Source organism: Pseudomonas putida (assembly GCA_041879295.1).
GTDB lineage: Bacteria > Pseudomonadota > Gammaproteobacteria > Pseudomonadales > Pseudomonadaceae > Aquipseudomonas > Aquipseudomonas putida_Y.
In genome coordinates this window covers 119,087-137,377 of record CP047152.1, presented here as the reverse complement: position 1 = coordinate 137,377, position 18,291 = coordinate 119,087, and the positions used below count along the sequence as shown (strand labels likewise).

Genomic DNA, 18,291 nt, shown 5'->3' with positions numbered 1-18,291 from the left:
CGTTCAATCAGGATTACCGGTTGTCGCGATATGCCCGATGGATTGGTACATGACGAAATAAATGCTAAGAACAGCTATGGGAAAAGGCTAAAATGCGCGACCCCAGCTAACCGCTGACCCAAATTTCAATGCGCCCCACAAGGTTCGCTACGTGATCGAGTTCCAACAGGTACATAAAACCTACCGCGTTGCCGGTAGGGAAATCCCCGCACTGAATCCGACCAGCCTGACCATCGAAGATGGCCAGGTGTTCGGCCTGATCGGCCATTCCGGCGCCGGCAAAAGCACCATGCTGCGCCTGATCAACCGCCTGGAGGAACCCTCCGGCGGCAAGATCATCGTCGACGGCGAAGACGTCACCGCGTTCAACGCCAGCCAGTTACGCGGCTTCCGCCAGCAGGTCGGGATGATTTTCCAGCACTTCAACCTGCTGGCCTCCAAGACCGTCGCCGACAACGTCGCCCTGCCGCTGGCCCTGGCCGGCGAGCTGTCGCGCAGCGAAATCGACAAGCGCGTCACCGAGCTACTGGCTCGCGTTGGCCTGTCGGACCACGCCAAGAAGTACCCGGCACAGCTGTCCGGTGGCCAGAAGCAGCGCGTCGGTATCGCCCGCGCCCTGTCGACCAACCCGAAGATCCTGCTATGCGACGAGGCCACCAGTGCCCTCGACCCGCAAACCACGGCCTCCGTGCTGCAACTACTGGCCGAGATCAACCGTGAACTGAAGCTGACCATCGTGCTGATCACCCACGAGATGGACGTGATCCGCCGTGTCTGCGACTGCGTGGCAGTGATGGACGCCGGCAAGATCGTCGAGCAAGGCTCGGTGGCCGAGGTGTTCCTGCATCCGCAGCACCCCACCACCAAGCGCTTCGTCCAGGAAGACGAGCAGGTCGACGAAGGTGAGCAGCGCGACGACTTTGCCCACGTTCCAGGCCGCATCGTACGCCTGACCTTCCAGGGCGACGCTACCTACGCGCCGCTGCTGGGCACCGTGGCCCGCGAAACCGGTGTCGACTACAGCATCCTCGCCGGGCGTATCGACCGCATCAAGGATGTCCCCTATGGCCAGCTCACTCTCGCCCTGATCGGCGGAGACATGGAAGCGGCGTTCGCCCGCTTCAAGGCAGCTGACGTACATATGGAGGTAATGCGTTGATGGACGCTCTGAGTTTCTTCGCCAACGTCGACTGGGCCGAAATCTGGCTGGCCACCGTCGATACCATGATCATGCTGTTCGGCTCGCTGTTCTTCACCGTGCTGCTGGGCCTGCCACTGGGTGTGCTGCTGTTCCTCTGCGGGCCAAAGCAGATGTTCGAACAAAAAGGCGTCTATGCGCTGCTGTCGCTGGTGGTCAACATCCTGCGCTCGCTGCCATTCATCATCTTGCTGATCGTGATGATCCCGTTCACCGTGCTGATCACCGGTACCTCGCTGGGCGTTGCGGGCGCCATCCCGCCGCTGGTAGTGGGTGCCACGCCGTTCTTTGCGCGCCTGGTTGAAACCGCCCTGCGTGAAGTGGACCGCGGCATCATCGAGGCCACCCAGTCAATGGGTGCCACCACCCGCCAGATCATCACCAGTGCGCTGCTGCCGGAGGCCCGTCCGGGCATCTTCGCGGCCATTACCGTAACCGCCATCACCCTGGTTTCTTACACCGCCATGGCCGGTGTGGTGGGTGCCGGTGGCCTTGGCGACCTGGCTATCCGCTTCGGTTACCAGCGTTTCCAGACAGATGTGATGGTAGTGACCGTGGTACTGCTGCTGGTACTGGTTCAAGTACTGCAGAGCGTGGGCGACAAACTGGTCGTGCATTTTTCCCGTAAGTAACCCCAATGGGGTCGGCCTGGCCGACCCGTTCGGGGGCCGTCGCGGCCCTCACAAGGAGTGATCAATGAAGAAGCTGCTTGCTGTCGCTGCCGCTGTCGCGGCCTTCTCGGCCCAGGCCGATACCCTCACCGTCGCCGCCACCCCGGTGCCGCACGCCGAGATCCTCAACTTCGTCAAACCACAACTGGCGAAAGAAGGCGTAGAGCTGAAGGTCAAGGAATTCACCGACTACATCCAGCCGAACGTGCAGGTGGCCGAAAAGCGCCTGGACGCCAACTTCTTCCAGCACCAGCCTTACCTGGATGAGTTCAACAAGGCCAAGGGCACAAACCTGGTGAGCGTGACTGGCGTGCACATCGAGCCACTGGGCGTGTATTCGACCAAGATCGAGAAGCTCGACGAGCTGTCCTCCGGCGCCACCGTGGTCATCCCCAACGACGCCACCAACGGCGGCCGCGCCTTGCTGCTGCTGGACAAGGCTGGCGTGATCAAGCTCAAGGACAACAAGAACATCCTGTCGACCGTGAAGGATGTTGCCGAGAACCCGAAAAACGTGAAGTTCCGTGAGCTGGAAGCCGCCACCATCCCGCGCGTGCTGACCCAGGTAGATGCCGCCCTGATCAACACCAATTACGCGCTGGAAGCCAAGCTGAACCCGGAAAAAGACGCGCTGGCCATCGAGGGCAGCGACTCGCCTTACGTGAACATTCTGGTTGCCCGCCCGGACAACAAGGACTCGGACGACATGAAGAAACTGGCGGCTGCACTGCACTCGCCAGAGGTGAAGCAGTTCATCATCGAGAAGTACAAAGGCGCTGTGGTTCCGGCGTTCTGAGCCGAACTATCACGCTGGACTCTTCGCGGGTAAACCCGCTCCTACACACATCGTTGTAGGAGCGGGTTTACCCGCGAAGCTTTTGGGGCTGACTCAATCCCGCTTGACCAGCCCCGGCAGCTGCGCCCCCAGCTTCTGGTTGTTGAACGGCGCCCGAATGAACCCACGCTGTCGTCCATCCGGACCGACAATCGCCAGGTTACCGCTGTGATCCACGGTATACCCCGGCTTGCTGGTATCCGCAGGAATGAACGGAATGCTCAAGGCATTGGCCAGCTTCTGGGTATCCTCGATCGACCCCGCCACGCCGACAAAGTCCTTGTCGAAATAGCCCAGATACTGCTTCAGCTGGTTCGGCGTATCGCGGTTAGGGTCCACACTCACCAACACCACCTGCAGCCGGTCGACGGCATCCTTGGGCAGCTCGCTCTTCACCTGGCGCAGCTGGGCCAGAGTGGTCGGGCAGATATCCGGGCAGTAGGTGTAGCCAAAGAACAGCAGCGACCATTTGCCCTTGAGGGCATCCATCTGCACCGGCTGGCCGTCCTGGTTGGTCATGGTGACATCGGCCACGGCGCGGCTCTGCGGCAGCAGGATGATGCCCGCATCGATCAGCTCGGCAGGGTTGGGCTGGTCACGACCATTAAGCACCTTGTTGACGGTCAGGCCCATGATCAACGCGACCAGGGCAACGAGGATGAAGACGGTTTTCTGGGTTCGGGTCATAGGTTCAGCAACAGGTAGTGGTCAAGAAGCAACGCAATGAACAGCGCGAACAGGTAGCCGATAGAGTACTTGAAGGTGCCGATCGCTGCGTGCGGCCGGCTGCTACGGTACAACACCCAGGCCCATTGCAGGAAGCGCAGGCCCAAAGCCAGGGCACAGGCCAGGTACAGCGGGCCACTCATGTGGATGGCGTACGGCAGCAGGCTCACTGCCAGCAAGACCAGGGTGTACAGCAGGATATGCAGCTTGGTGTAGTACTCGCCGTGGGTCACCGGCAACATCGGGATATCGGCCTTGGCGTATTCCTCCTTGCGGTGGATGGCCAGCGCCCAGAAATGCGGCGGGGTCCAGGCAAAAATGATCAGCACAAGCAGCAAGGGTTCGGCGCTGACATGGCCGCTTACAGCCACCCAGCCGAGCAACGGTGGAGCGGCGCCGGCCAGGCCACCGATGACGATGTTCTGTGGCGTGGCGCGCTTGAGAAAGCCAGTGTAGAGCACCGCATAACCGAGTAATGAGGCCAGGGTCAGCCAAGCGGTGAGGGCGTTGGTGAACACAAGCAGCAGAACCATGCCCAACAGGGCCAGGGCCAAGGCGAACAACAGCGCCGGCAGGGGCTCGACTCGGCCTTGGGCCAAAGGCCGTTTGTGGGTGCGCGCCATCAGCGCATCGATGCGCCGATCCACCACATGATTGACCACCGCCGCGCCACCCGCGCACAGGCCGATACCCAGGTTGCCAAACAACAGCACGCTCCAGCTGACGCCCGCCCGGGTGGCCAGGAACATGCCCGCCAGCGAGGTGATCAGCATCAGCACCACCACCTTGGGCTTGGTCAGCTCAAGGTAATCGCGCCAGCGAGCCCGTCGTACGCTTAGAAGCGTCGCCACGAGTCGTTCCTCATATGATGGGAAATGCCCACCCCGACCACGGGCCGCAGACGCCAGCCATGGCCGACGCCCACTCGAACCTTGTCGACCACTCGAATGCGGTAGTTCACCAGCACCATGCTCAGCAGCAGCATCGCCCCGCCGGCATTGTGCGCAACAGCCACCGCCAGCGGCAGGTGGAACACCACATTGCTGATGCCCAGGCCCACTTGCAGGGCCAGCGCCAGCAGCACCAGCCGTGCCAGGCCGGGGAGACCACAGCGGTGCAGCTTCCAGCTGAGCATCAGTAGCACGCAGGTCACCAGCAGCGCGCCCAGCCTGTGGCTGATGTGGATGGCCGTACGCGCATCACTGTCCAGCTGCCCGCCAAGGTAATTGGGCCCGACATGTTGGGTCAGGTGGAAGCCGTTGCTGAAGTCCGCCGCTGGCCACCACTGGCCATGGCAAGTCGGCAGGTCGATGCAGGCCACGGCGGCGTAGTTGGCGCTGACCCAACCGCCCAGGGCGATCTGGCCGATTACCACCAGTAGCGCCAACGCCGCGATTCGGCGCAGGCTCAGCGGCAGTTTCGGCAAGGGCGCAAAGGCCCGGGACAGACGCAGAGACAACAGAAACAGCAAGCTCAACGTGGTAAAGCCACCCAGCAAGTGCGCCGTGACCACCTGCGGCCATAGCTTCAGGGTGACGGTCCACATACCGAAGGCTGCCTGGGCCAGCACCACACCCAGTAGCAGCATGGGCAGGCGATAAGGCTGCCCATCGCGGGCATGCCGGCGCACTGCCTGAAAGACGAGCAGGGCGATCACCACGGCCAGGCTACCGGCGAAATAGCGATGGACCATTTCGGCCCAGCCCTTGGCAGCCTCCACCGGGTGCTCAGGAAAGTGCAGCTCGGCATGGGCCAACTGCGCGTCGCTCTTGGGCACGCTGATAAAGCCATAGCACCCTGGCCAGTCGGGGCAACCGAGGCCGGCGTGGGTCAGGCGGGTATAGGCACCGAGCAGGACGACCAGCAGTGCCAGCAGGGTGGCGAACACAGCAAGGCGAAATCCAGGTCTGGCCATGGCAGGCTCCTAGCCGATATTGGACAGCTTGAGCAGGTGGCGCAGGTCATCCAGCACATGCTTGCCGTTGACCTTGCCGTCATAGCGCAGCACCAGGTTGCCGTGCGGGTCGACGATCCACAGCTGCGGGCCGGGCTCGACAACCTTCTGCTGGTAACGTTGCGCATCCAGCGGGTAGCGCTGCAACTGCGGGTACTCGCGGCCGAGCAGTGCCTGGTAGTCGGCACTCAGCGGCTGGGCGGCGGCCAGCGCGTGGCTGGCGCGGCTGGCATCACGCCCCAGCCCGACCTGAATCTGCCGAGCCAGGTACACCAGGCGCTGACAGTCTTCGGTGCAAGCCTGGGGTGCGCTGACCAGCAACTGCCAGCGATTGTCCTGCCCTGCCACGCCGAGATCGGCACGGCTTTCCCCATTGCCAATCATGGCACCATGGTAGCTGCGGCCTTCCGGCACCCAGAATTTGAGCTTGTACATGCTGGTGGCCAGAACCATCGGCCCAAGCACCACCAGCAGGATAAGCAACAGCTGCAAACGCCCACGGGCTCTGGGTTTGCTACGTTCATGCGCGTCCAGTGGAGTGGCGGTGGCCATGGCGTTTCTCCTTGTTTTGGTGCCAGCCGAAGAAGAGGTAGAGCAGAACCAGAGCGGTCGCCAGGGCAAACCACTGCACGGCGTAACCCACGTGTTTTTCGGGGCTCATGGCGACAACCGGCCAGTCCAGGCGATAGCTCGCCGGGCCCGGCTCCAGGCGCAATTCCTGGGCGAAGCCTTCGCGATCAAGCTGTTGCCATAGCAGCGCGGCATCGATAGCGGTCAACAGATGTGGCCATTGCCCGCCGATGGGGTCCGGGTGCAGCTGGAAGGTGCTGCCAGGCGCGACATACACAGAGGCATCCAGCGCCAAGGCCTGCGCAGGGGTTTCGAAGTGCACCGGCAGCCGGCGGTCCTGCCATGGCAGCCAGCCACGATTGATCAGCAACCACAGGCCGCTGGCTTGGTCGTGGAAGGGCTGCAGCAGCTCGACACCGGCTTTGCCGTCGCGCATGCGGTTGTCCAGCAGCACGCTGTGCTCGGCGTCGAAGCGGCCATACAAATGCACGCGGCGGAAGGCGTTGTCTTCTTTCGAGAGGAGCTGGGCGGTGGTGATCGGCGCTTCAATCCGCCGTTCTGCATAAGTGGCCAGCAGCACGCGCTTTTCCTCGGCACGGCCGAGTTGCCAGCAACCAAGCGCAATCAGCCCCGGCAGCAGCGCAAGCACTACCAGCGTCGGTACCCAGCCTGGGCGAAACGGCCTCACGGGCGCCTCGCTATACTTATCCACATCACCGCATCCCCCCGGAGTAACATCATGCTCAAGGCCGCGATTGTCCTGATGCTGTTGGCCACCATTGCCAGCCTGTTCAGTGGCCTGGTGTTTCTGGTCAAAGATGATGAAAACTCGACCCGTCTGCTCAAGGCCCTGACCGTACGGGTGACCCTGGCAGCCCTGACCATAGGCCTGGTCGCCTGGGGTTTGATCAGCGGTCAACTGGTCTCTCACGCCCCTTTCTGAAGTTCTCAACCGCCCCTACAGCGTTCTCGTGTTCACAACACATAGACAAAGATGAACAACCCCACCCACACCACATCGACGAAGTGCCAGTACCAACTGGCCGCCTCGAAGCCGAAGTGTTTTTCCGGGTTGAAATGCCCGCGCAGAATGCGCACGAACATCACAATCAGAATGATCGTGCCCAATGTCACGTGGGCACCGTGGAAGCCGGTAAGCATGAAAAACGTCGCACCGTAGATCCCTGAGCCCAGTGTCAGCCCCAGCTTGGTATAGGCCTCGTGGTACTCGAAGGCCTGCAGCGCGATAAAGCTGATGCCCAGGACAATGGTCAACGCCATCCAGAATTTCAGTGGGCCGCGGTGGTCACGCCGCAAGGCGTGATGGGCAATGGTGATTGTCACACTGGAACTGACCAGCAGGATGGTGTTGATCAGCGGCAAGTGCCACGGGTCGATCACTTCCTTGGGCGGTGGGAACAGCTTGGGGTCGGGGGTGTGCAGCAGCGGCCAGGTGAATTCGAAGGTTGGCCACAGCATGTGCGCAACACCTTTTGCCCCTTCGCCACCCAGCCACGGCCCCGCCAGTACGCGCACATAGAACAGCGCACCGAAGAAGGCCAGGAAGAACATCACTTCAGAGAAGATGAACCAGCTCATGCCCCAGCGGAACGAGCGATCCAGCTGCGGGCTGTACAACCCGGCGCGGCTCTCCTTGACCACTGCCCCAAACCAGCCGAACAGCATGTAGGCCAGAAACAACGCACCCACAAAGAAAATCAGCGGCCCGTGCGAATCCGGGTGGCCCGCCTTCATGTCGTTGAACCAGGTGCCCAGGCCAAACACCGTGATGAACATGCCGATGGTGGCGATGATCGGCCATTTGCTCTGCGCCGGAACGTAGTAGTGCTCATGACTTGCCATTGCTGTTCTCCTTCCCTTAACGGGCGCCCTGGACGTCCTGCGCCGCAACGTGCGCGACCGGCGGGTGGCGAGCGGTGATGTCGAACAAGGTGTAGGCCAGTGTCAGTTGCTTCACGCTGGCCGGCAGGTCGCGGTCGACGATGAAGCGCACCGGCATCTCGATGCGTTCGCCGGGCTGCAGCACCTGCTGGGTAAAGCAGAAGCACTCGGTCTTGTGGAAGTAGGCCGCGGCCTCGGCCGGGGTAATGCTGGGTATTGCCTGCGCACTCATCGGCCGGTCGGTCGGGTTGTGGGCAATGAAAATCATCTGGTTCACCGCCCCCGGGTTGACCTCCAGCTGGTCGGCAGTGGAGTAGAAGTCCCAGACCATGTCGCTGGCATTGGTCGACATGAACTGCACCCGCACCGCACGCGTCGGGTCGCTGACCTGGCTACCTTCGTACTGGCCGCCGGTCTTGCCGTTGATACCGAAGGCTTTGCACATCACGTCGTAGATCGGCACCAGCGCGAAGCCGAAGGCGAACATCACCACCGTCAGCATCAGCAGGCGCGTTACCAGGCGTTTCAGCGACAGGCCGTTCATGGCAGGTTCCTATTTCACTTCCGGGGGTGTCTGGAAGGTGTGGTAGGGCGCAGGTGAGGGTATCGACCACTCAAGGCCCTCGGCGCCATCCCAGGGTTTGGCCGGTGCCGGCGCGCCACCGCGAATGCACTTGATGACAATGAATAGGAAGAAGATCTGCGTGGCACCGAACATGAACGCGCCGATCGACGACACCATGTTGAAATCGGCGAACTGCAGGTTGTAGTCGGGAATGCGCCGTGGCATGCCGGCCAAACCTACGAAGTGCATGGGGAAGAAGGCCATGTTCATGCCGATGAACGACAGCCAGAAATGCAGTTTGCCGAGGGTTTCGTCGTACATGTGGCCGGTCCATTTCGGCAGCCAGTAGTAGGCCGAGGCGAAGATGCCGAAAATTGCACCAGGCACCAGTACGTAGTGGAAATGCGCCACCACGAAGTAAGTGTCGTGGTACTGGAAGTCCGCCGGGGCGATCGCCAGCATCAGCCCGGAGAAACCGCCGATGGTGAACAGGATGACAAAGGCGATGGCGAACAGCATCGGCGTTTCGAAGGTGAGCGAACCTTCCCACATGGTGCTGACCCAGTTGAATACCTTCACCCCGGTGGGCACGGCAATCAGCATGGTGGCGTACATGAAGAACAATTCGCCGACCACCGGGATGCCTACCACGAACATATGGTGGGCCCAGACGATGAATGACAGGAAGGCGATGGCGCCGGTGGCGTACACCATCGAGGTGTAACCGAACAGCGGCTTGCGCGAGAACGCCGGGATGATCGAGCTGACCGCACCGAAGGCGGGCAGGATCATGATGTAAACCTCAGGGTGACCGAAGAACCAGAACACATGCTGGAACAGCACCGGGTCACCGCCACCTGCGGCACTGAAAAAGCTGGTACCGAAGTGGATGTCCATCAGCATCATGGTTACCACGCCGGCCAGCACCGGCATCACCGCAATCAGCAGGAACGCGGTAATCAACCAGGTCCAGACGAACAGCGGCATTTTCATCAGGGTCATGCCGGGGGCACGCAGGTTGAGGATGGTGGCAATCACGTTGATCGCCCCCATGATCGAACTGATACCCATCAGGTGGATGGCGAAGATGAAGAAGGTGACGCTGGCTGGCGCATAGGTGGTGGAAAGCGGCGCGTAGAACGTCCAGCCAAAGTTCGGCCCTCCGCCCGGGCTGAACAAGGTTGATACCAGCAGCAGGAAGGCCGCCGGCAGCAGCCAGAAGCTGAAGTTGTTCATCCGTGGCAGTGCCATGTCAGGTGCGCCGATCATCAGCGGGATCATCCAGTTGGCCAGGCCGACGAAGGCTGGCATCACCGCGCCGAACACCATGATCAGGCCATGCATGGTGGTCATCTGGTTGAAGAACGCCGGCTCCACGATCTGCAATCCCGGCTGGAAAAGCTCGGCGCGGATCACCATGGCAAACGAGCCACCGAGCAGGAACATGATGAAACTGAACCACAGGTACATCGTGCCGATGTCTTTGTGGTTGGTGGTCAGTACCCAGCGCATCAGGCCCTTGGCCGGGCCGTGCGCATGGTCCTGGCCGTGGGCGTGGTCGTCGATCACTGCACTCATGTCCTGTCTCCTGCAATCCAATGATTGCCGCGAGTAACCCGGTTCACTTGGCTTCTGCCTGCTTCAGCGCCAGCACGTCCTTCGGCGTGACCATATCGCCTTTGTTGTTGCCCCAGGCGTTGCGCTCGTAGGTGACCACAGCGGCGATGTCGACTTCCGACAGCTGCTTGCCGAAAGCGGCCATGGCCGTGCCGGGCTTGCCATGGAAGACAATGCTCAAGTGGTCTTCCTTGGGCCCGGTGGCAATCTTCGAGCCTTTGAGCGCCGGGAACATTGGCGGCAGGCCCTGGCCTTCGGCCTGGTGACAGGCCACGCAGGTGGTGTGGTAGATCTTGTCGCCTCGTTCCACCAGCTCGTTCAGGGTCCATTCCTTGCTGGTCAGCTCCTTGAGCTTGGCGGCTTCAGCCTTGCGCTCGCCCAGCCAGGTCTCGTAATCGGCCTTGGACTTGACGTCGACCACCACCGGCATGAAGCCGTGGTCCTTGCCGCACAGCTCGGTGCACTGACCACGGTAGATGCCGGGCTTTTCGATACGGGTCCAGGCTTCGTTGACGAAGCCCGGGATGGCGTCGCGCTTGACCGCGAAGGCCGGCACCCACCAGGAGTGGATCACGTCGGCAGCGGTGACCAGAAAGCGCACTTTCGCGCCCACCGGCAGCACCAGCGGCTGGTCGACTTCCAGCAGGTAATGCTCATCCTTGGGCGCCTTGTTGTGGATCTGGTCGGCAGGGGTAGCCAGGTTGCTGAAGAACTCGACGTCCTGGCCCAGGTACTTGTAATGCCATTTCCACTGGTACCCAGTGACCTGGATGTCGATGTCCGAGTCACTGGCATCGTAGATGTCGATCAGCGTCTTGGTGGCCGGGATAGCCATGGCCACCAGAATCAGGAAGGGGACTACGGTCCAGAGGATTTCCACCCAGGTGTGCTCGTGGAAATGCGCAGCCTGCTGGCCAGTGGAGCGGCGGTGGATGACCATCGACCAGAACATCGCGCCAAACACCACGATGCCAATGATCACGCAGATCCAGAAGATGGTCATGTGCAGGTCGAAGACGGCGTTGGAAACTTCCGTCGCCCCTGGGTGCATGTTCACGGTCCAGGCGGCGTTCGCCTGACCAAAAACCGACCACAACAGGAGGCCCATCCAGACATGTGGATGTCGCATCATTGCGGGTTCCCCTTCTAATTCTTGTTGTCCCGGAGGCGTGGCCTGCGGCAAGAGGGAACGGCGGTCAAGACTGCCTGGCTTCGACGACCGAGCCCCTGCTAAAAGCAGTCGGGCCTCATCAACGAATCACGTTCAACGGGAGTATAGACAGCGACCAATGGCACGCAATGACGCCTGTGAAATGAACTTCACGAAATGGCCAGAACGCCTGAAAACCGCGCGCTTGAGAGTTCATGGCAAAATAGTGGCATTCGGTTATGCCAGAGATAGCACACGTTTGCGTGGTTTATAACAAATACGTCTTAGGTATTCTGTATACCGAGCTAATTTAGTGTCTTCCGTTTGAAACGTAATGTCCCTGGAGTTGTCATGAACATCGCTGCTGTACGCGAGCAGGTAAGCCAAGCCCATCAACATGAAGGCCAGACCGGCCAATTGAAACAGCGTCTCGAGTTGCAACTGCCCCACCTGCACCCCTCGATCCAACTGCCTGAGCAGGACGCCCAGGGTACTTTGGCGCGCTTCGTCAGCGCCTACATCGATCAGGTTCCGGAACTGTTGGAGGCCGCCCACGAGGTCGCTCGCGAAGCCGGCATCGAAGCCCAGATCAAACCGGTACTGAAAATTGCCGAGGCCTACTTCCTTCAGCCGCCCAGTGTGATGCAAGGGCATGTGGGCCTGGACTGCCTACTGGATGAGGCCTACCTGGCGCACCGCTTGGTGGAAGAGGTGAATGACTTGTACATCCGCCACTTCCAGCAGCCGTTGATCCCGGTCGACACCACGGTGGCCAACCTGATTGCCCACCAGTTGATTGGCGAAAGCTTTGCCAACCAGCTGGATGAAGTGGTGCACCACTCGGTTGACGAAATGCTCAATGACGAAAGCTTTGCGGTGGAATCGGTGGAGGCTTACCGCGAAAAGCTAAGCAGCCCGGAAACCGGCGCGGCGTGGAAGCGCTGGCCATGCCTGTCGCGCCAGCTGGGTGTGGAGCTGGGTCAGCCGGCCTGATTGTCCTGTCCCGGCCCATTCGCGGGTGAACCCGCTCCTACAACGGCCTGTGCCGAACCACCGAAGCGTGCCCGGTGTAGGAGCGGCCTTGCCCGCGAATGGGCCGGGCCTGCTAACCAATTTCCACCCGCCGTTCACCGCTGCCGCTGCCATCGTATTCGCGGGTGAACCCGCTCCTTACACTGGGGCTAGGCCCCAACCCCCGCCGTGGTCCGCAAGCGCCCCTCGATCCGCCGCTTCAGGCGCCGCTGCTCTATCCGCAACCGTGATCCATTGGCAGAATTGCTGCGGCTCCAGTCCTCCAGCAACTCAAGGCACGAGTGGTCGATATAACTCAGGTTACCCAGCGGGACGTGCAACGTGGTGCCCGCCGGAACGCTATCAAGCACCTGGGTCAACGCCGGCACCTTGAGGAACGTCGCCGCACCGCTGAGCCGCAGCTCCATATGTCCCGGCTTCTCCAGGCTGACCAGGTTGATCTTCAGCCGCGCAGCCTTGAACGCCAGTTTCAGCAAGGTCAGGGCAAAGCCAAGCAGTACCCCAGTCAACAGGTCGGTAAAGATGATCGCCAGCGCCGTCGCCGCATAGGTGAACATCGGCATGCGGCCATAACGGCCTAGCCCACGAAACGCTTTGAAGTCGACCAGCTTGATCCCGGTAAACACCAGCACACCCGCCAGGCTCGCTACCGGTATCTGTTGCAGCACGCTACTAAGCGCCACCACGAACGCCAACAGCCATAGGCCATGGAAAATCGCCGAGGCCCGGGTCTGCGCTCCGGCCTGGACATTGGCCGAACTGCGCACGATCACCCCGGTCATCGGCAAGGCGCCCAGCACCCCGCAAAGCATGTTGCCAATGCCTTGGGCTGAAAGCTCACGGTCAAAATCCGAGCGCTGACCACTGTGCATGCGATCGACCGCTGCAGCCGACAGCAGGGTTTCGGCGCTGGCGATGAAAGCCAGGGCAAAGGCGGCGACCAGCAGAGCAGGGTCAGCCAGTTGCATCAGGTCACCCGGGCGAATCCAGTCAATGGCCTCAGTCAGGTCTGCCGGCACTTGCACGCGGTTTACCGGCAGGACCAGCCACATGCTGATGGCGGTCATGCTTGCCACGCCGAGCAGGGCACCCGGGACAAAGCGCAGCCGCTGCGGCCGAAGGCGCTCCCAACCCCACATGATGGCGATGGTCCCCAGGCCAAGCGCACCGGCCATCCAACCTGAGCCAACACCCTCCTGTGACAGGGCTGCCGCCACGGTTGCCGGGAACTCCAGCAGGTTCTGCAGGCCTGACGGTTGCGGCGCCGTGTCGAACATCACATGCACCTGAGACAGCACGATCAACACGCCAATCCCCGCCAGCATGCCGTACACCACCGCCGGCGCAGTGACGCGGAACCAGCAGCCCAGGCGCAGGCGCCCGGCCAGTAACTGCAGCAAGCCGGCCAACAGCAGGATCGGCCCAAGCATGGCCATGCCGTGCTGGCGTACCAGCTCGAACACCAGTACCGCCAGACCGGCAGCGGGGCCGCTGACCTGTAGCGGCGATCCGGCAAGGAACCCGACGACAATGCCGCCGATAATCCCAGTAATCAGGCCTTTCGCCGGTGGCATGCCCGAGGCGATCGCAATGCCCATGCACAACGGCAGGGCCACCAGGAAGACCACCACCGATGCCAGCAACTCACGCGGCAGGGCCGCTTTCAACTGTGTAATGTTCACCGTGTTTCTCCTTTCTCTAGTCGCACGGCCATTCCCCTGGCCGTGGGCACGTTTGCCCCTGACAAGCGCGCAGGCGCGGGCCGCCAGCGAGCACGCCGGCAGGGCAGTCAGGGAATTCAAGGCAGCCGAAGGCCGCGCCACACCCCTGTAGGGTGCAGCCGGCTATCAAGGTTCTAGCGGCGGACGGGTCGCTTAGTAGCGGCCTCTCGGAGTGGCGCAGGGAACGGGTTCACCAGCGGCCAAGGGCAGGAAGCTGTCGCTGGCGGCGTCGTAGGCTTCGATCTTGCTGGTCTCGATGTCGTACACCCAACCATGAATGAACAGCTCACCGGCCGCCAGGCGCGAAGCCACCGAAGGATGGGTGCGCAAGTGATGCAACTGGGCGATGACGTTCTCTTTGGTCAGCACTTGCATCGTCTCGTGCTCGCTGCCGCAGGAGCAGTTGTTCTCGACCACGGTGCGGGCTACTTCAGCGTGGCGCAACCAGGCGCCAACGGTAGGCATCTTGGTCAGCGACTGCGGGTTGAGTACCGCACGCATGGCGCCGCAGTCGGAGTGGCCACAGATGATGATGTGGTGCACTTTAAGCGCCATTACGGCGTACTCGATGGCGCTGGAAACGCCCCCGTTCATCTGGCCATAAGGCGGTACCACGTTACCCACGTTACGGGTTACGAACAGGTCGCCTGGCGAGCTTTGGGTGATCAGCTCGGGAACGATGCGCGAATCGGCACAGGTGATGAACATGGCGCGTGGTGTTTGCGCGGTGGCGAGCTTCTTGAACAGCTCTTGCTGATCAGGGAAAACATCATGGTGAAAGCGCAGGAAGCCGTCGACGATGTGCTTAAGGGCAGCATCGGCGCTTTCCGCGGGGACCTGCGGTACGACCTTGGATGGGTCCTTGACGGGCATGATTCATCCTCTTGACGGTGTGTAGGTAAATCCATTTTACCGGTGAAAGATTCAGGCTATGCAGGGTTTTAGATGACACGCACGGGCCATAGATCACAGTCGGTGTGGACTTATTACCTACGCTAGCGGGGAAAACTTAACTGAAACTTAATTAGAAGGCTCTAGAACGGGCGTTCCAGAGAAAAAGGCGGGAGTTGGATAATAGCAAAAAAACATCAGTTGCCAATATGTATTAGCGCAATTATTGGTTGTTATTAGTAGCGTTGTGAGCAATGCGCAGCCCTTGTGTGAGCGGGATCAAGTCAGAACAGCGTCATCTGCCCACCCGGCGGGCAGAACGCCGAGCAATCCAGCGCCTGCGCCTCGCGCCCTTCGAAATCCAGCCGCTTCATTGCCTTGGCAAAGCGCTGCGCCAGCAACTCGGCAAACACCCCTTCACCACGCATGCGTACGCCGAACCGGCTGTCATACAGCGCGCCACTGCGGCTCTGGCGGATCAGGCTCAACACATGCGCCGCCCGCTGCGGGTAATGGTCCTGTAACCACTGCTCGAACAACGGCGCCACTTCCAGCGGCAGGCGCAGCATCATGTAGGCCGCACTCTGTGCGCCAGCCTCCCTGGCCGCCTCCAGCAGGCGCTCCAGCTCACTGTCGTTGATCATTGGAATCATTGGCGAACACAAAACACCCACCGGTACGCCCGCTTCACGCAATACTCGGATGGCCCTCAACCTCGCACCGGGTGAGGCCGCTCGGGGTTCGAGCACGCGCTTGAGGCTGTCGTCCAGCGTGGTCAGGCTGATCATCACCCGTGCCAGGCGCTGGCGGGCCATCTCAGCCAGCAGGTCAAGGTCGCGCAGCACCAGTGAACCCTTGGTGACAATGGTCACCGGGTGACGAAAACGCAGTAACACTTCGAGCAAGCGCCGGGTCAGTAACTGTTCCCGCTCAATCGGCTGGTAGGGGTCGGTGTTGGAGCCCAGATTGATCGGCGCGCACACGTAGCCCGGTTTGCTCAATTGCTGTGCCAGCACCTCGGCTGCGTTGGTCTTGGCTATCAGTTTGGTCTCGAAATCCAGGCCGGGAGAAAGGTCCCAGTAGGCGTGCGAGGGGCGGGCATAGCAGTAGATGCAGCCATGCTCGCAGCCACGGTAAGGGTTGATGGAGCGATCGAAAGGGAGGTCGGGTGAAGTGTTGCGGCTGATCACCGACTTGGCTGTCTCAATCCGCACCTCGGTGCCCTGGGTTTGCGGCACTTCCTGGTACCAGCCATCATCTTCCGCCACCGAATGACCAGGGGCAAAGCGGTTGTGTGGGTTGTGCGCCGTGCCACGGCCCTTTTGCGGTGCTGGAGGAATCATGGCTCACCTATATACTGTATTCATATACAGTATCGTGCATGCCGGGATCTTTCCAGCACCTCTGGTCTGACTACTTCAGGCCATGCCAGCTGAGATACGCTGCCTGGCTCGATGGCCGCCCAAGAAACGCCTCGATGCCTTCACGTAACGGGCGCGATGCCCCTGGAGCGAACAGTGCTTCCTGCAGTGCCCGACCCGTGGCTTCGTTCAACAGGCCCTCGGCTTCGAAGCGGGTGAACAAATCGAAGGCATGCACATCCGACCACAGGTAGGCGTAGTAACCAGCATCGTAGCCGTTCACAAGGTGGTCGAAGGCATGCGCCGGATGTTCGAAATCAGCCAGCGGCCAGTAACCACAACGTTCGCGGGCATCACCCAATCGCTGTTCCAAGGACCTGCCATCGTTTGGTGTGCCATGCAGGTCCATGTCGAACAACGCCAGGCACAGATCACTCGCGATCTCCTCCACGCCCTGCTGTCGTAACTGCTGCAGGCACTCATCGGCTTGCTTGCGGGATAGTTGACGGCCGTCCTGCGTGCGCGCCGAGATCGCCACCAGATAGTCCGCGTCCCAGACCCAACGCTCGAACAGCTTGCCGAACAACTCCACACCATCGGTGCCCAGCTCGGTCACGTTGGACATGACGTGGTTCGTCGTACGTACCAGCAGGTGGTGCAAGGCATGGCCGAATTCATGGAAAAGCTTGCGCAGTGACAAATGATCGAGCAACGGCTGTAAACCTGACAGCGCTTGCGGCACATCACTGAACACCACCACCGAGGCTGCCTGGTAGATACCCTCTGCATCGACCCGACGATTCCTTACATAGGTGGTAAACACCGCGTCTGGCTGCTTGCCTGCGTGTTGCACGGCATCCAGATACAGAAAACCAATGAAAGCGCTGTCCTGCCACACCTCGAACGGCTGCACGCTGTCATCCCAAGCAGGCAGCGCTTTGGGCTGCAGCACTACACCAAACAACTTCTGCGCCAATTGCTGCAACGCACTGACAACGGTATTCAGCGGGAAGTAATCGCGCAGCGCTTCGGCAGGAAACTCACTGCGCGAAGCACGCCGCAGGTACTCGAAATCCCAGGGTAGGGGTTGGCCCAGGCCCTGCTCGGCAGCCCCGCGCTCCACCTGCGAACGCCACCGCAACATGGCAGGTCGCACATGATCGGCCAGATCGTGGAGAAAACCGCACACCTGGGCTACCGAACCCGCACTCTTCACCTGCAAGCTCTGCTCCAGATGGCCGGAGTAACCGAGCAGGAGGGCCTTCGCCTCAAGCAACTGCGCCAGTTGCTGCAGATACGTGCCGTTGTCCTGTTGCGGATCATGGCTGACGCCGCGGGCGTGGAAAGCCCGGTACACACGCTCACGGAGCTGGCGGTTGCCAGCATGTTTGAGCACCTCACGAGTAGTCACCGTGTCACACGCAATCAACCACCCCTGCTTACCTGCTTGTTGTGCTCCTGCAGCCAATTCGTCGCGTACCCGCTGTGGTATGCCGCTCAGCTCGGCTTCATCGGTGATATTCAACCCAGGCCGGTTGATGTTGCTGCGGAACGCCTCGCGTGCGGTGCCAATCTGCGCCTGAAGGTTTGCCAGACGCGCTTTGCCTGCGGAGTCGAGTAACGCGCCGCCAGCGGCGAACTTGTCCAGATGCCAACGCAAGGTGGCGCGCTTCCCGGCATCCAGTTGTTTGCCGATGTCACTGCAGGCCAAGCGTTCATACAACTCATGCAAGCCAGTGTTGGCGAACTTCTGTTCGAAGCATGCCGTCGCTCTGCCGTAGAAATCGATGATGGCGTTGGCCCAGGCCGTATCCCGGCCGACCAGTGGTGAAGCGGCATACAACACTGCCAGCAGCCGGCTATCCAGCCCATCCACCGCCAGCACCATGTCATCCCAGGTGGGCATGGTTCGTTGATCACGGATGATGCGTTCTACACCGTTCTCGTGTGCCAGCAGCACGTGAGCGAATGCCGCCTGCATGTTTTCGAGGGTGATGGAGGAGTAATCGACGGGGATATGGCTATTTTGCAGAAGAGGGTTGGCCATGACGCACACCTTGCTGGTAGAAATGAGCAAGAGAGCTTGCATGGCCAACGT

At 61.1% G+C, this 18,291-nt stretch carries 18 protein-coding genes; 5 read left to right on the top strand and 13 right to left on the bottom strand.

Annotated features, from left to right (window positions below):
- Window positions 1–151 precede the first annotated feature (151 nt).
- The 3 genes from GST84_00655 to GST84_00645 all read left to right on the top strand — a co-directional run bounded on the left by GST84_00655 (window position 152) and on the right by GST84_00645 (window position 2,665).
- Entirely contained in the window at window positions 152–1,159 is a 1,008-nt protein-coding gene (locus GST84_00655; GenBank protein ID XGB10950.1) for an ATP-binding cassette domain-containing protein, read from the top strand.
- The gene (gene metI / locus GST84_00650; GenBank protein ID XGB10949.1) at window positions 1,159–1,830 is read left to right on the top strand and encodes a methionine ABC transporter permease MetI; all 672 of its coding nucleotides are present in this window, start codon (window positions 1,159–1,161) and stop codon (window positions 1,828–1,830) included. The genes GST84_00655 and metI overlap by 1 nt, the downstream gene beginning before the upstream one ends.
- Window positions 1,831–1,894: 64 nt before the next feature.
- The gene (locus tag GST84_00645; GenBank protein XGB10948.1) at window positions 1,895–2,665 is read left to right on the top strand and encodes a methionine ABC transporter substrate-binding protein; all 771 of its coding nucleotides are present in this window, start codon (window positions 1,895–1,897) and stop codon (window positions 2,663–2,665) included.
- Window positions 2,666–2,758: 93 nt separating this feature from the next.
- Here the strand turns inward: GST84_00645 and GST84_00640 are convergent, their stop codons facing one another.
- Genes GST84_00640 through GST84_00620 form a run of 5 tightly spaced genes read right to left on the bottom strand, consistent with a single transcriptional unit; the run spans window position 2,759 to window position 6,642 of the window.
- A complete protein-coding gene (locus GST84_00640) occupies window positions 2,759–3,391 on the bottom strand; it encodes a redoxin domain-containing protein (protein XGB10947.1) in 633 nt (210 codons plus the stop codon).
- Complete coding sequence (locus tag GST84_00635; GenBank protein ID XGB10946.1) at window positions 3,388–4,281, bottom strand: protoheme IX farnesyltransferase; 894 nt, start codon at window positions 4,279–4,281, stop codon at window positions 3,388–3,390. The genes GST84_00640 and GST84_00635 overlap by 4 nt, the downstream gene beginning before the upstream one ends.
- Window positions 4,266–5,345 (bottom strand): heme A synthase, encoded by a 1,080-nt coding sequence (locus GST84_00630; GenBank protein XGB10945.1) that lies wholly within the window; start codon window positions 5,343–5,345, stop codon window positions 4,266–4,268. Before GST84_00630 ends, GST84_00635 begins: the two co-directional genes overlap by 16 nt.
- Window positions 5,346–5,354: 9 nt before the next feature.
- A complete protein-coding gene (locus GST84_00625) occupies window positions 5,355–5,936 on the bottom strand; it encodes a hypothetical protein (protein ID XGB10944.1) in 582 nt (193 codons plus the stop codon).
- Window positions 5,905–6,642 (bottom strand): SURF1 family protein, encoded by a 738-nt coding sequence (locus GST84_00620; GenBank protein XGB10943.1) that lies wholly within the window; start codon window positions 6,640–6,642, stop codon window positions 5,905–5,907. The genes GST84_00625 and GST84_00620 overlap by 32 nt, the downstream gene beginning before the upstream one ends.
- A gap of 51 nt (window positions 6,643–6,693) precedes the next feature.
- Between GST84_00620 and GST84_00615 the strand changes: the two genes are divergently transcribed.
- Window positions 6,694–6,897: a twin transmembrane helix small protein gene (locus GST84_00615; protein XGB10942.1), complete on the top strand. Its 204-nt coding sequence runs from the start codon at window positions 6,694–6,696 to the stop codon at window positions 6,895–6,897.
- A gap of 32 nt (window positions 6,898–6,929) precedes the next feature.
- Here GST84_00615 and GST84_00610 read toward each other — a convergent pair whose 3' ends face one another.
- Genes GST84_00610 through coxB form a run of 4 tightly spaced genes read right to left on the bottom strand, consistent with a single transcriptional unit; the run spans window position 6,930 to window position 11,170 of the window.
- Window positions 6,930–7,817 (bottom strand): cytochrome c oxidase subunit 3, encoded by an 888-nt coding sequence (locus tag GST84_00610; GenBank protein XGB10941.1) that lies wholly within the window; start codon window positions 7,815–7,817, stop codon window positions 6,930–6,932.
- A gap of 16 nt (window positions 7,818–7,833) precedes the next feature.
- Window positions 7,834–8,400, bottom strand: coding sequence for a cytochrome c oxidase assembly protein (locus GST84_00605; GenBank protein XGB10940.1), 567 nt, complete (start codon window positions 8,398–8,400; stop codon window positions 7,834–7,836).
- 9 nt (window positions 8,401–8,409) lie between these two features.
- The gene (ctaD, locus tag GST84_00600) at window positions 8,410–9,999 is read right to left on the bottom strand and encodes a cytochrome c oxidase subunit I (protein XGB10939.1); all 1,590 of its coding nucleotides are present in this window, start codon (window positions 9,997–9,999) and stop codon (window positions 8,410–8,412) included.
- Between the two features lie 43 nt (window positions 10,000–10,042).
- A complete protein-coding gene (coxB, locus tag GST84_00595) occupies window positions 10,043–11,170 on the bottom strand; it encodes a cytochrome c oxidase subunit II (GenBank protein ID XGB10938.1) in 1,128 nt (375 codons plus the stop codon).
- Window positions 11,171–11,539: 369 nt separating this feature from the next.
- Between coxB and GST84_00590 the strand changes: the two genes are divergently transcribed.
- Window positions 11,540–12,181 (top strand): hypothetical protein, encoded by a 642-nt coding sequence (locus tag GST84_00590; GenBank protein XGB10937.1) that lies wholly within the window; start codon window positions 11,540–11,542, stop codon window positions 12,179–12,181.
- A 188-nt stretch (window positions 12,182–12,369) separates the two neighbouring features.
- Here GST84_00590 and GST84_00585 read toward each other — a convergent pair whose 3' ends face one another.
- The 4 genes from GST84_00585 to GST84_00570 all read right to left on the bottom strand — a co-directional run bounded on the left by GST84_00585 (window position 12,370) and on the right by GST84_00570 (window position 18,240).
- Window positions 12,370–13,902, bottom strand: coding sequence for a SulP family inorganic anion transporter (locus GST84_00585; protein ID XGB10936.1), 1,533 nt, complete (start codon window positions 13,900–13,902; stop codon window positions 12,370–12,372).
- Window positions 13,903–14,094: 192 nt separating this feature from the next.
- Entirely contained in the window at window positions 14,095–14,814 is a 720-nt protein-coding gene (locus tag GST84_00580; GenBank protein XGB10935.1) for a carbonic anhydrase, read from the bottom strand.
- A 302-nt stretch (window positions 14,815–15,116) separates the two neighbouring features.
- Entirely contained in the window at window positions 15,117–16,175 is a 1,059-nt protein-coding gene (locus GST84_00575) for a PA0069 family radical SAM protein (GenBank protein ID XGB10934.1), read from the bottom strand.
- A gap of 70 nt (window positions 16,176–16,245) precedes the next feature.
- Window positions 16,246–18,240 carry a peptidase M3 gene (locus tag GST84_00570; protein ID XGB10933.1) on the bottom strand — a complete coding sequence of 665 codons (1,995 nt, stop codon included), beginning with the start codon at window positions 18,238–18,240 and terminating at the stop codon, window positions 16,246–16,248.
- Between the last annotated feature and the right edge of the window lie 51 nt (window positions 18,241–18,291).